Source organism: Virgibacillus sp. (genome assembly GCF_013393565.1).
GTDB classification, from domain to species: Bacteria; Bacillota; Bacilli; order Bacillales; family Amphibacillaceae; genus Virgibacillus; species Virgibacillus dokdonensis.
Map to the genome: position 1 here is coordinate 1 of NZ_JABXHF010000024.1, position 13,205 is coordinate 13,205.

A 13,205-nucleotide genomic window follows, 5' to 3' on the forward strand; every position below is an offset into this window, starting at 1 on the left:
AAGCATAGAAATCACAATCAAGCTCTTGAACATCTACTTTCATATGCGGTGCGCCTTGTGCTCCATCTACTACCATAATAGCTCCATGATCATGAGCTATAGCGGCTACTTCTTTTATTGGATTGATCGTACCTAACACATTAGATACATGCGTCATTGCAACTATTTTTGTTTGTTCGGAAACCATTTCCCTGACATCTTCTAACCGGATCGTCCCATCCTCTTGTAATGGTATATATTTTAATGTAGCACCGGTGGCTTTGGCAGCTTGCTGCCAAGGGATGATATTACTATGATGCTCCATTGGCGTAATTATAATTTCATCCCCAGCTTGTAAGTTAGTCCGTGCGTAGCTAGTTGCAATGGTATTAATCGCCGTTGTAGTTCCTCGCGTAAAAATAATTTCGGCACTACTGGATGCATGAATAAAACGACGTACTTTTTCTCTTGCTCCCTCATACGCAGTTGTTGCTTTTGTACCTAGCGTATGCACGCCACGATGAACATTGGAATTATATGTCCGATAATAGGTATCTACAGCTTCAATCACTTGGATAGGCTTTTGTGAAGTCGCTGAAGAATCTAAATAAACAAAAGGATGGCCATTCACTTCCTGGTTGAGAATAGGAAATTGCTCGCGAATGGCTTTAACATCCATTAATATACCTTCCTTTCAATAACTTGCGTCAATTGATTTTTCACCGCTTCAATTGGAAGTTGATTTACTACTGGAGCTAAGAAACCATGAATAATTAGACGTTCTGCTTCTTCTTGTGTAATTCCTCGACTCATTAAATAATAAAGCTGTAATGGATCTACTCTCCCAACAGAAGCTGCGTGACCAGCAGTTACATCATCTTCATCGATTAATAAAATCGGGTTGGCATCCCCACGAGCTTTCTCACTTAACATGAGTACACGTGATTCTTGCTCCGCATTTGATTTGGAAGCACCGTGTTCTATTTTACCAATTCCGTTAAAAATAGAAGTAGCTCCTTCTTTCATTACACCGTGTTGTAAAATATATCCTTCTGAATTTTTACCAAAATGGACAATTTTTGCAGTGAAGTTTTGTGTTTGTTTTCCACGGCCAACAGATACTGTCTTCGCATTGGATAGTGAATTCTCGCCAACTAAATGGGTAATATTCTCTGAGACGGTATTACCTTCATTCATTTGTCCAAGTGCCCACTCAATCGTTGCATCCCGGTAAGCAACCCCACGACGGTTATTGTATGCCGTAGTACCTGCGGCAAAATTATCCACCGCCCCAAAAGAAACTTTTGCATTATCTTGGGCAATAACTTCTGTTACAATATTTGCAACCGTTGATTCGTTTTCATTATGAGAAATATAATTTTCTACATACGTTACTGAACTGCCTTGTTCTGCGACGACGAGTACATGGTTAAATATAGAGAGCTCTGGATCTTCCTGCCAGAATATAGCTTGTAAAGGTGCTTCAACAACGACATTTTTAGGAATGTAAACAAAAACACCACCGTTCATTAAAGCTGCATGCATGGCTGTTAAACGATGCTCATCAACAGATACGGCATCCTTCATATAATAGCGCTGTACGAGATCGCCATGATACTGCAAAGCAGTAAAAATATCTGTGAAGATAACACCTTTATCTTCCAGTTCTTTACTTAATGTACTGTGAGCAACAGAATGATTACGCTGAATTAGGAGGTTCTCAGGTAAGTTATTTTCATCTAAATATTCCTGTAATTCAACGGGCAGATCTTGTAATGAAGTAATTTCCTCACCTTTTGCTGTATGTTTAAACTCCGTAAAATTCCATTTACCAATCTTCGTTTTATCCGGTTTTGGCAATTCTAGCTTTTCAGCGTTATTTAACGCTTGAAGTCGTAAATCTAACATCCATTGTGGTTCATTTCGTTCTTTTGAAAATTGTTCAATGTACTCTTTATTGTATGGTAACTTGGTTTCTACAGTCATAAATACCCCTCCTTACGTTACGCATTTTGCTCAACAGTATGATCTTCGATACCTAATTCTTCTTTAATCCACTCATAACCTTCTGATTCAAGACGCTTAGCTAATTCTGGTCCACCAGATTTAACAACGCGACCTTGCATCATGACATGCACGAAATCAGGAGTTATATAGTTTAATAAACGTTGATAGTGTGTAATAATTAAGCAGCCAAAGTTTTCGTCACGAAGTTTGTTAATGCCTTTAGACACTATTTTCAATGCATCAATATCTAAACCAGAGTCGATTTCATCCAAAATGGCGATCTCAGGCTTCAGTAGCATAAGTTGCAGAATTTCGTTACGCTTTTTCTCCCCGCCAGAAAACCCTTCATTCAAATATCTTTGCGCCATATTCTTATCAATTTCTAAATAATCAAGAGCATTGTCCATTTCTTTAATAAAGTTCATAAGTGAAATTTCGTTTCCTTCGCCGCGGCGAGCATTCATCGAAGAACGCAAGAAGTCAGAAGTAGTTACACCGCTAATTTCACTTGGATATTGCATCGCAAGGAATAAACCAGCACGAGCACGCTCATCTACTTCCATTTCCAATACATCTTCTCCATCCAATAAGATGCTTCCTTCTGTAACTTCATACTTCGGATGCCCCATAATCGCAGAAGCTAAAGTGGATTTACCAGTACCATTTGGTCCCATAATTGCATGAAATTCTCCACCCTTTATTGTTAAGTCGACACCTTTTAGTATCTCCTTATCTTCAATTGATACGTGTAAATTCTTAATTTCTAGCGTTGATCCAGCCATATTTATACCTCCAAATTCATTATTGTAATTATCACATTGCCTAAGCGTGATAGTCATTCTCAATTTATTCTCATTACAATCTTAAATCATTTCGAATTTATTATCAACTCTTTAGAACAGGAAATCCTATGTATAAATGGACATTCTTTATGTTATCTTATTGATAATGGATAACTCAACTTCTTTGCCTCTACTTAATTTAATGATTCAAAATGCATACTGGCAGCGGTTACAAGGATATATGCCCACATAAAGGTGCATCTTTCATCCGTTTAATTTTTTTTGGATCCCACTGAATATTTTAGTAGCTTAAGAGTATAACCTAAAGCCCTCTTACGAAAAAATTTCGTTGCTATTTCTCACTTAGGCTTGTTCAAATTGTTGAAGCAGGCCTTACAACAATAGCAAAAGGGCGTTTATGCGAATCGCAAACGCCCTTACGCTATTATTTATCTACATTTTTAAAATAATTAGCCGTGTTGTTGGTTCATATATGCTAAGGTAAATAGCTTACACTTCTGATATTCTTGCTGCCGTTTTTTTTCAACTGCTAGCCGTTGTTTTAACTTCCGTTGATACTCCCCAAAACCAATATGATGCGATTGCTGCATTGCTTTTTCCATTTCAGAAGTGTACTTCATTTTTATTCCACTATGAATAGGGAATCATCCTTTCCTCGTTTTGACTCATCATAAGCTTAACATAAGACAAGTTCCCTTCTCAAAATGGATATAAACGTTTCATTCGGCATATTCACGGTTAAATTTCACTTATATACGGATACGTTGGCGATACCTACACATACAGTAAATTTCGCTAAATCTTAGCCTATTGCTACTATTTTATTTCTCTTCTTTTACTGGAACAATTGCTCCATTATATTTTTCCCTCATAAAAGCTTGAATTTCTTCTGATTGTAAGACCTCAGCTAATTTATTTAATGCTTCATCGTCTTTATCCTCTTTCTTCACTGCCAACACATTCACATAAGGAGATTCATCGCCTTCAATAAATAAACCATCTTCTTCTGGCTTTAGACCAGCATCAATTGCATAGTTCGTATTAATGGCTACAAGGGCATCCTCTTCCCTTTCATAGTATTCTGGAAGGACAGCAGCCTCATATTCAGGTGAAAAAGTTAAGTTTTTGGGATTTTCTACTATATCATCAACAGTAGCACGTGCTTTGTCTACATCTTCATCTATTTTAATAAGTCCTTGTTCTTCAAACAAAGTTAAAATTCGCCCATGATCTGGCACGGAGTTACTCATAATAACTTCCGCTCCTTCTGGAATATCCTCCACATTAGATATCCCTTTGGAATATACGCCCATCGGTTCAATATGAATACCTGCAATATAATCTAAATCGTAACCTGTATCATCAATTGTTTGCTCAAGAAATGGGATGTGTTGATAATAGTTAGCATCAATTTCTCCATTCGCAAGATCATCATTCGGTAACACATAGTCTTGGTATTCACTAATTTCCAGGGTAATACCTTTCTCTTCTAAAATCGGCTTAGCTTCTGCTAATATTTCTGCGTGTGGTACACTGGAAGCTCCGACGGTTATTTTATTATCGTCTTTTTCTTTTTCCCCACCACAAGCAGCTAATAAACCACCTAATACAATAAGGATTAAAATGGAAAGAATATATTTTTTCATGTTGGCACGCTCCTCTTTCATCGTTTTTATTTGCATACATTTGTCAAAATTACACTTCATTATTATAATTAATAATTTTCCTTAACGTTTATCTAGTTTGCGTGTAATATAATCACCAATAAATTGAAATAGAAATACAATGAACACAATAATTACGGAACAAAGCAAAACAATATCAAAGTCTCTACGTTGAAAGCCCGAGTAATATGCATAGCTTCCCAGGCCTCCTGACCCAATTGCTCCTGCCATTGCTGTATAACCAATAAGCGCAATAGCAGTAACGGTAAGTCCTGAAATTAAAGCTGGCATTGCTTCTGGTAACAATACTTTAAAAATAATTGTTCGGGTCTTGGCACCCATTGCTTTAGCAGCCTCTATGACACCTTTATCTACTTCTCTTAAAGCAATTTCCACCAACCGTCCATAAAATGGTGCTGCTCCAATAATTAATGCCGGGAGCGCAGCGTTAGGGCCTCTTATCGTACCAACAAGAAAATCAGTAAAAGGGAATAACAATAATATTAATATAATAAAAGGAATAGCACGAAATACATTTACAAACGTGGCCGTGATAAAGTTAACCCATTTATTTTGCCATAGTCCCCCTTTATTAGTGAGAAATAACAGTAACCCAAGTAAAATACCAAAAATAAAGGTTCCTATTAAAGCAATAATCGTCATATAAAATGTTTCTTTCGTTGCTTCTATAATATCTTCTACTTTAATAGTAGCAAATAAATCAGCTAACACCGCGAATCACCTCCAACTCTACAGAAGTTTTTTCTGTTACATGTTGGATTGCTTGTGTGATTTCTGATTCTTCACCAGTCATCTGGATAAATAGCGTACCGTACGCACCAGCCTGTGTTCGCGTAATTTTCCCTTGTAAAATACTAATGTCAATGTCATACGTCTTTACGAGCTTACTGATTAAAGCATCGTTCGTTGTTTCACCTACAAAATGGAGACGAATCAACTTACCATTCTCAAATGTGCGAACTAAATGTTCAAACTCATTCTCGGCTTCTGCATCCCCCATTAGCTGTTGAACGAACTTTTTCGTAACATCTTTTTTGGGGTGTGAGAACACATCCAATACATTACCTTGTTCTACCACTTTTCCGTTTTCCATCACGGCTACATGGTTACATATTTTGCGAATAACATGCATTTCATGTGTAATTAATATAATCGTTAAGCCTAATTGCTGATTTATGTCAACAAGCAAGTCTAAAATAGAGTTTGTTGTTTCTGGATCTAAGGCTGATGTTGCTTCATCACATAATAATACGGAAGGCTTGTTTGCTAAAGCTCTTGCTATGCCCACCCGTTGCTTTTGTCCACCGCTTAATTGCGAAGGATAGGTCATTTCCTTCCCGGATAAACCGACCAAATTAATGAGAGATTGAACACGTTGATTCCGTTCTTCTTTTTCAACACCTGCTATTTCTAATGGGAAGGCTATATTTTCTTTCACAGTACGTGACCATAACAAATTAAAATGCTGGAATACCATCCCAATATCTTGTCTAGCTAACCGCAATTCATTCTTTTTTAATGCTGTTATTTCTTGGTTACGGATAAAAATCTTACCACCTGTAGGTTCTTCTAAACGATTCAGTAATCGCACAAACGTACTTTTTCCTGCACCACTATAACCGATCACACCAAAGATATCTCCTTGTTTAATCGAAAGGGTTACATCGTCAACAGCCGTTGTGTCTGTCTTGTTTGCAGTAAAAACTTTACGCAAACCCTCTATCGATATCACACATAGTCCTCCTTTTTGTCCCTTTACTATTATGCCCACATCAGCAATTAAAAACGCCTTTCTGTAAGAGAACAGAAAGACGTATACATGTCAAAATGTCCCCTCATCTACCAAGACATACGCCTTGCAGGAATTAGCACCTTTCAAAATAAAACATTTATTTGAAGGTTGCCGCGGGTTCATAGGGCCAGTCCCTCCACCGCTCAAGATAAGAGTTAATTATTATTTAATTGGAATAGAAATCATAATAACACGTTGCTTGCTATTTGTCAATGTAATTTTACTATTGAAATGAAAACAATTCTGGTCTATGCATGATCAAGTGTTGGTATATATTTGCTACATCGCGAAATGCATACATTTTTTCAACGAGCTCTCCATCTTTCTTTATAAGCAAACAAGGAACACTTTCTATTTGATACGTTTGCATAAATTCTGGATGTAGTGATGCATTCATTTCTAAAAATAGCTCTTGCTTTTGCATTTGTTCCATTTTAAGTAACATACTTTTAGCAAGATTACACGTTCCGCAAAGTGGTGTATAAATATAAAGAAAGTAATTGGATTGCTGTAGTTGCTCTTTTGTTACTTGTTGCAAACTATCACCTTTTTACTTTAAATTAAATCAGAAATATAGGATTAACCGCTATTCGTTTACTCACTAAAACTTGAGCTAGTACATTTTCAGGTGTCGTCGCTACTTCTCTGTACTCGCTACTTACATAGACGTGTTCAGCATGTGGTAATTCTCTTGCTAGTTGTTTACGAAGCTTGATGCCAGAAGGATCTTCGTCGACAAGAATATAAACATCCTTATCATCTAAACCATATTCCTCCAACATGTGATCAAATCGCTCTACTCCAAGCGTTCCATTTGTGCAAACAATGGTGATCTCTTCGGCAATCACTTTATTCACTTGCTTCTTATCAGTCAATCCTTCTACAATCATAACCTTTTCTGATCCATCTGTAATCATCACACAGCACTCCTTGAAAAATCAAGCAACAAGCTTGCAATAAAAAATGTTTTATTTACCTTTAGCTGTCTTTCAATAATGTAAACCTAGCTGGGAATATGTAGATATTTATAAAAGGATAACTGCACAACTAGAAGGCTTTTGACTATTGAATGTATACATCATATAGCAAGACTTCATCTCTGTACTATAATGCTTTTCATATTATCAATAAGTTTACTCCTAGTTTATGTAACAGACGGACAATTATTAACATTCTTATAAACAAAGCTGATTGCAAAGCATTGCAGATCAGCTTTGTTCACACTATAAGAAAGTATAAAATTTTTAAGGTTTAAAAACAAAGGCTTTCGCCATAATACTTTGGCTACAAGCCTAGTTTTTCTAATATTTATTCACTGATAATTTCTTCGTAAGCTTCCGCAGATAGTAAGTCATCCAATTCTGTTTCCTTAGTTGGTTCAACAACGACCATCCATGCCTTTTCGTATGGTGATTCATTCACCAATTCAGGGCTATCTTCCAATTCTTCATTCATTTCAACTACTTTGCCACTAATAGGAGCATATAATTCCGATACCGTTTTCACAGACTCTACACTACCGAAAGGCTCATTGATTTCTAATTCGTCACCGACTTCAGGTAGTTCAACGAACACAATGTCACCTAACTCATCTTGTGCAAATGCAGTAATTCCAATGCGCACAGTTCCATCTTCTTTTTTTACCCATTCGTGTTCTTTTGAATATAATAAATCCTTTGGTACGCTCATATTTATTCCCTCCAAATGATATATTCCAATTTCACTATACAAGGTTCAGTCCCAATTATCCAGTATTATTTTAAATAGATTATTTCAAAAGTTTTACCCTTCACTTGTAGTTAACATCGTACAATCCTTCATCAACTTGATTTTTTTATTCGACAGTTCGGTTGGAATAAGCTATTATAGCCAGTTTTTTTCAAATTCTTCCTCTTTGAAGCCAACAGTTACGTTAGAGCCATCTGTTACAATTGGTCGCTTAATTAGCATTCCGTCAGAAGCTAGTATCTCCGCCATTTCTTCTTCCGTGGCATCTGCTATTTTTTCCTTCATATTTAATTCACGATATTTTTTACCACTTGTGTTAAAGAATTTTCTTGCAGGCATCCCACTCTTCTGCATCAGTTCAAGTATATCTTCTTTATTAGGTGGGTTTTGCACTATATGTATTGGTTTATAATTTACTTGATGATTATCTAACCATTTTTTCGCTTTTTTGCATGTCCCACAGTTCGGATACCAGAAAAAAGTCAGCATTAAACAGCCTCCAATCTATAATATGTATAATATGTATCATTATATCAAATTAGACAATTGAAATTCGAATAAAATGAGTTTTTGTATGTGTTAGGTTTTTCTCAATCTAGTTATAACCTCTATTATTTTCAGCACTTTATTTATGCACACTTTTACTAATTTTAATACAACTATTGGTTTGCATTATAGAAAAGTATAAGTTTTTATGTTTTCTTATAGTGTAAAAAAGACGAGCTAGAATCTGTTATTTTCATAGATTCAGCGCGTCTTTTTTGCTATCTGAAATGATAAAATGAGGTGCTTGTAGAGCACGAAACACCGAATAGCCACGTCCGGCTCCATCGCCCAGCAACTAGGCAACTTCACGAAATCGCCCTACACTAAGTCATCATCTGTTCATCGCGATTTCTTTATCTCTGTTGATTCGATCCAGTCGCTACGTTGCTAAACGGGCGCTACGCCTTTGTTCTTACATAACTTTTTTATAGCGTATATTTTTCTTCTTCAATAATGGCAGTAGCAATTTCGCGTTTTTTTGCAATTACATTTGTCGGTGTATGCCGCGTTAACTTACGTAAAGAAGAAAGCATCATTCGTAAAGTGTCTCCTTCTTCTACAGCAATTAATGTTTCTTTAGCATTTGCCTCCATGCGATTAAACGCTTCTTGTACATAAACTTGCGTATACAACAGCTTTTGCATACTCTTTTCCTCACCATCTCGGTGAATTGCCTTTTCTGTACGCAAAATGGCAGACTCCATATTGTAAACCTCTGCTACCATATCAGCTAAGTTCACAAGAATTTCTTGTTCGTTTTCGATGTTCTGCATAAATTTCTGTGCCGCTAAACCGGCTCCTAGCAATACCATTTTCTTCGCATTTTTAAGCAGATGTTTTTCTTGTTCTAATGCATCTGTGCCAACTTCTTCTGGCATCATCATCATTAGCTCTTCTTGAAGTGATTGTGCCTTTTGTAATAAAGGCAACTCACCTTTCATTGCTTTCTTCAATAATGTACCAGGAACTAATAAGCGATTAATTTCATTTGTCCCTTCAAAAATACGGTTAATACGTGAATCGCGGTACATTCGCTCTACTTCATATTCCTGCATAAAACCGTAACCACCATGTAATTGAACAGCTTCATCTGCTACAAAATCCAATAGTTCCGTACACATATACTTATTCATAGAACATTCTATTTGGTATTCGGCAATTGCTCTAGCAATTTCTCTACCGTCATTTAATTGCTCCTCCGTAAGTGCACCCATTCGTTGCTCAAATAAGCCTACCGTACGATATACCGCACTTTCATTTGCATATGTTTCTGCAGCCATTGTTGCTAGTTTCTCTTTTGTCAGGGAAAAGCTAGAAATAGGCTTATTAAATTGCTTACGTTCATTTACATATTTCGCCGCTAACTCAATGCCACGCTTCGCTCCACCAACACCACCAATAGCAAGCTTATAGCGGCCAACATTTAAAATATTAAATGCGATAATATGGCCCCGTCCTTTTTCTTATGTTACCCCCTAGTAGAATGAAACTATGAAATGAGTTTCAAACCAACTGCTGCACTTAAAATCATGCCAATAAAAAGTAACCTCTTCCAATCGCTAGATTCTTTAAAAAATAACATACCAACAATGGCACTGCCTACTGTTCCCATCCCTGTCCAAACAGCATAAGCCGTACTCATTGCAATTGTTTCCATTGCAATACCAAGCAGTATGAAACTTAGTCCAAAACCTCCAAATAACCATAAAATGGACATGACACTTATCCGTTGATTCACTTTATTAATTCCCGTAACACCGAGAATTTCACTAAACCCTGCTAATACAAGTATAAGCCAATCCATTATGACACCTCTTTCCTATCTTTTTGTGGTGTGACTAATTTTAAGCCAATAACTCCTGATACTAACAATAGAATGAGCGCCATTTTCAAAAGTCGAATTGGCTCTCCAAAAATCACTATGTCTGCTACTACTGTCCCTGCCGTCCCTATACCGGTGAATACCGCATAACTGGTACCAACCGGCAAGCGACGAGAAGCCATAATAAGCAAGTGCATACTAATATAAATAGCTATTAGCGTTAACCCCCATTCAACCATACTGTTTGAGTGTTTTAGACCAATTACCCAGCAAATTTCAAATAAGCTAGCAATAAATACAGTATTCCAATCTTTATTCATGCTCATCACCTTTTTTAATCTATTTTTAACGTACTTTTGTAAGTAGTCTCCCTCTTTCAGAAATAAAGGGAGCCGCCAAGCGGTAAAGGGGGATGCATTTAACCTAAGAACTTTTGTAAACGTGGTAAACTATAGAATTTGTTGTTTGACAAGTGCTTATTTAAGGTCGAATGGATGACTTATCGCTACGCCATATTGCATGAGTCATCATTTTCCTTATGCTATAAGCCTTATACTTTTCTATAATAGAAAAAAAGCAAACAAAAAAACCCAGAAAGATATCCTATATTTAGATATCCTCCCGGGCTTTTATCCCTCCGTGTACACGTCGTGGAAAACGCGCATTTTCTCTTGGTCCAGACCAGATAATAACTTATAATCTGCGGAACCCTAGAAAATTAGGTGAAAAATTTAGTCATTATCGCTTATTATAACGATATCCAAACAGGTCTGTCAAATATACTTTTTGTCTGCTAGGTGCAAACATTTAAACTAGCTACTGCCTTATTTTAAATAACACTATTTGATTTTTTTCATAAGCCTATTATGAGATAGGTTTACTAAATTTTTCACCCATGACCTTGAGTTATTTTTTAGCAATCTTTACTTCTTTAATTGGATAACCATCCATTTACTCAACTATGAATTCATATCCACTATAATCTATAGCCGTTCCAGTAGAAACATCAAGGTTTTTCATGAATATCCAACCACCAATTGTATCTATTTCTTCATCCGAAAGTTCAATATCAAGCAAACCATTTACTTCTTTTAAAAAAATTCTCGAAACTATTCTAGCATTAGCTTAATACCCGCTATACGTCTATAACTATTAAAATTATTTAGTTGAAGAATCATATATAATCTGCATTTAATTATTGTAACCGTAACAGCCTGTTGAAAAAGAACATCCACTATGTAAACTATGTAGTGCACACTTTTTACTTTCTAATACTCTTTATCTTGTTTTACTTTTTTATAATCACTTGACAACATCCGTGTAAATGAGATGATCATGAGCAACAATATGACCGTAAATGGGAGCGCCGATATTAACGAAACGGTTTGCAAAGCTTCTAAACCTCCTGCTAATAAAAGTACAATAGCAATAGCAGTTATCAAAAGCCCCCAGACAATTTTTGTCACTAATGCTGGGTTTAAGCTTCCTTTTGAAGTCATTACACCAAGGATATATGTTGCAGAGTCTGCTGAAGTCACAAGGAATGTAAATATTAGAAATATAGATAGGATAGAAAGTATATTTGTCATCGGCAAATGCTGATACGTTTCAAACAGGGCTACTGCAATATCTACATTCACAGCTTGAGCTATAGAAGTTCCATTCATTAAATCATTATATACAGCTGTCCCTCCAAAAGTCGCAATCCAGATACAAGCAATTGCTGGTGAAACGACCAATACTCCTAAAACATATTGACGAATACTTCTTCCTCTAGATACGCGCGCTACAAATGCTCCAACAAATGGAGACCAAGCAATAGCCCAAGCCCAATAGAAAATAGTCCATTCCCTTACCCAAGTATCTCCTGTATAAGGGGTTAAACGAAGACTATAATGAATGTAACTTGATAAGTAATCACCTAATCCTAAAACGAGTGTATTCAAAATAAAAACAGTGGGGCCTGCTAAAAATACAAACACTAATAACAGTAGACAAAGCCCTAAATTAATATTGCTCAACCATTTTATTCCTCTATCTAATCCTGTGCTTGATGATATTAAGTAGGTTACAAGCATGACTCCAGCAATACCCATTTGTACCCATATGGAAGTCGGTACATCGAAAACAGACTTTAAGCCACCATTCATCTGAAGTATTCCTAATCCCAAAGACGTAGCTACTCCCATCACAGTCGCTACTACCGCTAGAGTATCCACTGTATTTGCAATCGATTTATTTTCACCTATGATTGGTTGAATGGAAGTTGAAATTAATCCTCGTTGCTTTTTTCTAAACTGTAAATAGGATATAACAAGTCCTACAATCGCAAATACAGACCATTGGCTAATTCCCCAATGAAAAAAGGCGTAACCCATAGCAACTCTCGCTGCCTCCTCTGTCATAGCTTCTACTTCAGGAAATGGGGTGTTAAAAAAATGACTCATTGGTTCTGCTACGCCCCAAAAAACAAGACCTGCTCCGAAACCAGCTGAAAAAAGCATGCCAACCCAGGTAAAAAAAGAGTATTCTGGTTTGGAATGCACTGCTCCTAATTTTATCTTCCCATACTTACTCACAGATAAAATAATTAAAAATGCAACAAAGATAAACACAGCCAAGAGGTAAAACCAACCAAAATTAATAGTTGTAAAATTAAACATTTTTTCCGCTACAGCGCCAAAACGATTTGGCATAATCGCGCCAACAATAACAAGTAATAGCACAACAAACGCTGACACATAAAAAACTGGGTTGTTAAAAGTATTTTTTTTCATAACAATTCCTTTCTACTTGATTTACAGGTTTTATTTCTAGAATAAGGGGGGAGTAACACGCGAACA

The 13,205-nt window shown here is 36.4% G+C and carries 15 protein-coding genes, 1 pseudogene and 2 riboswitches; all 16 genes and pseudogenes read right to left on the minus strand.

Annotated elements, in window-relative coordinates:
* Positions 1–658, minus strand: a 658-nt coding sequence (locus HLX49_RS06945; RefSeq protein ID WP_296361078.1) for an aminotransferase class V-fold PLP-dependent enzyme, incomplete at its 3' end; no start/stop codon positions are given.
* Positions 658–1,965: a Fe-S cluster assembly protein SufD gene (gene sufD / locus HLX49_RS06950; RefSeq protein WP_101932347.1), complete on the minus strand. Its 1,308-nt coding sequence runs from the start codon at positions 1,963–1,965 to the stop codon at positions 658–660. The genes sufD and HLX49_RS06945, both read right to left, overlap by 1 nt.
* A 17-nt stretch (positions 1,966–1,982) precedes the next feature.
* Positions 1,983–2,768, minus strand: a complete 786-nt coding sequence (gene sufC / locus HLX49_RS06955) for a Fe-S cluster assembly ATPase SufC (protein ID WP_077705055.1) — start codon at positions 2,766–2,768, stop codon at positions 1,983–1,985.
* 470 nt (positions 2,769–3,238) lie between these two features.
* On the minus strand, positions 3,239–3,409 hold the full coding sequence (locus HLX49_RS06960; RefSeq protein ID WP_296361079.1) for a YuzK family famiily protein: 171 nt from the start codon (positions 3,407–3,409) through the stop codon (positions 3,239–3,241).
* A gap of 201 nt (positions 3,410–3,610) precedes the next feature.
* Positions 3,611–4,435 (minus strand): MetQ/NlpA family ABC transporter substrate-binding protein, encoded by an 825-nt coding sequence (locus HLX49_RS06965; protein WP_077705058.1) that lies wholly within the window; start codon positions 4,433–4,435, stop codon positions 3,611–3,613.
* Positions 4,436–4,516: 81 nt separating this feature from the next.
* Positions 4,517–5,185 carry a methionine ABC transporter permease gene (locus HLX49_RS06970; RefSeq protein WP_077705060.1) on the minus strand — a complete coding sequence of 223 codons (669 nt, stop codon included), beginning with the start codon at positions 5,183–5,185 and terminating at the stop codon, positions 4,517–4,519.
* Positions 5,175–6,206 carry a methionine ABC transporter ATP-binding protein gene (locus tag HLX49_RS06975; protein ID WP_101932349.1) on the minus strand — a complete coding sequence of 344 codons (1,032 nt, stop codon included), beginning with the start codon at positions 6,204–6,206 and terminating at the stop codon, positions 5,175–5,177. Before HLX49_RS06975 ends, HLX49_RS06970 begins: the two co-directional genes overlap by 11 nt.
* 100 nt (positions 6,207–6,306) lie before the next feature.
* A riboswitch (SAM riboswitch) is annotated at positions 6,307–6,421 on the minus strand.
* A 68-nt stretch (positions 6,422–6,489) separates the two neighbouring features.
* A complete protein-coding gene (locus tag HLX49_RS06980) occupies positions 6,490–6,804 on the minus strand; it encodes a thioredoxin family protein (protein ID WP_101932350.1) in 315 nt (104 codons plus the stop codon).
* A 22-nt stretch (positions 6,805–6,826) separates the two neighbouring features.
* A complete protein-coding gene (locus tag HLX49_RS06985; RefSeq protein WP_077705069.1) occupies positions 6,827–7,183 on the minus strand; it encodes a toprim domain-containing protein in 357 nt (118 codons plus the stop codon).
* A 391-nt stretch (positions 7,184–7,574) separates the two neighbouring features.
* Positions 7,575–7,955 (minus strand): glycine cleavage system protein GcvH, encoded by a 381-nt coding sequence (gene gcvH / locus HLX49_RS06990; protein WP_073007348.1) that lies wholly within the window; start codon positions 7,953–7,955, stop codon positions 7,575–7,577.
* Between the two features lie 174 nt (positions 7,956–8,129).
* Positions 8,130–8,483, minus strand: a complete 354-nt coding sequence (locus HLX49_RS06995) for an arsenate reductase family protein (RefSeq protein WP_077705072.1) — start codon at positions 8,481–8,483, stop codon at positions 8,130–8,132.
* A 482-nt stretch (positions 8,484–8,965) separates the two neighbouring features.
* Positions 8,966–10,003: pseudogene (locus tag HLX49_RS07000) on the minus strand (acyl-CoA dehydrogenase family protein); the annotation flags it as partial.
* A gap of 26 nt (positions 10,004–10,029) precedes the next feature.
* The gene (locus HLX49_RS07005; protein WP_077705102.1) at positions 10,030–10,344 is read right to left on the minus strand and encodes a DMT family transporter; all 315 of its coding nucleotides are present in this window, start codon (positions 10,342–10,344) and stop codon (positions 10,030–10,032) included.
* A complete protein-coding gene (locus HLX49_RS07010; RefSeq protein ID WP_296361080.1) occupies positions 10,344–10,682 on the minus strand; it encodes a DMT family transporter in 339 nt (112 codons plus the stop codon). Before HLX49_RS07010 ends, HLX49_RS07005 begins: the two co-directional genes overlap by 1 nt.
* Before the next feature lie 296 nt (positions 10,683–10,978).
* Positions 10,979–11,087: riboswitch (guanidine-I (ykkC/yxkD leader) on the minus strand.
* A gap of 226 nt (positions 11,088–11,313) precedes the next feature.
* Positions 11,314–11,475, minus strand: coding sequence for an HlyC/CorC family transporter associated domain-containing protein (locus HLX49_RS07015; RefSeq protein ID WP_077705107.1), 162 nt, complete (start codon positions 11,473–11,475; stop codon positions 11,314–11,316).
* Between the two features lie 155 nt (positions 11,476–11,630).
* Positions 11,631–13,139, minus strand: coding sequence for a BCCT family transporter (locus HLX49_RS07020; protein ID WP_077705110.1), 1,509 nt, complete (start codon positions 13,137–13,139; stop codon positions 11,631–11,633).
* Positions 13,140–13,205 lie beyond the last annotated feature (66 nt).

Excerpts from the sequence above, each read along its gene's own strand:
- HLX49_RS06965 (WP_077705058.1), bottom strand. The coding sequence starts at position 4,435 with ATGAAAAAATATATTCTTTCCATTTTAATCCTTATTGTATTAGGTGGT.
- HLX49_RS06960 (WP_296361079.1), bottom strand. The coding sequence starts at position 3,409 with ATGAAGTACACTTCTGAAATGGAAAAAGCAATGCAGCAATCGCATCAT.
- sufD (WP_101932347.1), bottom strand. The coding sequence starts at position 1,965 with ATGACTGTAGAAACCAAGTTACCATACAATAAAGAGTACATTGAACAA.
- HLX49_RS07010 (WP_296361080.1), bottom strand. The coding sequence starts at position 10,682 with ATGAATAAAGATTGGAATACTGTATTTATTGCTAGCTTATTTGAAATT.
- sufC (WP_077705055.1), bottom strand. The coding sequence starts at position 2,768 with ATGGCTGGATCAACGCTAGAAATTAAGAATTTACACGTATCAATTGAA.
- HLX49_RS06995 (WP_077705072.1), bottom strand. The coding sequence starts at position 8,483 with ATGCTGACTTTTTTCTGGTATCCGAACTGTGGGACATGCAAAAAAGCG.
- gcvH (WP_073007348.1), bottom strand. The coding sequence starts at position 7,955 with ATGAGCGTACCAAAGGATTTATTATATTCAAAAGAACACGAATGGGTA.
- HLX49_RS07020 (WP_077705110.1), bottom strand. The coding sequence starts at position 13,139 with ATGAAAAAAAATACTTTTAACAACCCAGTTTTTTATGTGTCAGCGTTT.
- HLX49_RS07005 (WP_077705102.1), bottom strand. The coding sequence starts at position 10,344 with ATGGATTGGCTTATACTTGTATTAGCAGGGTTTAGTGAAATTCTCGGT.
- HLX49_RS06985 (WP_077705069.1), bottom strand. The coding sequence starts at position 7,183 with ATGATTACAGATGGATCAGAAAAGGTTATGATTGTAGAAGGATTGACT.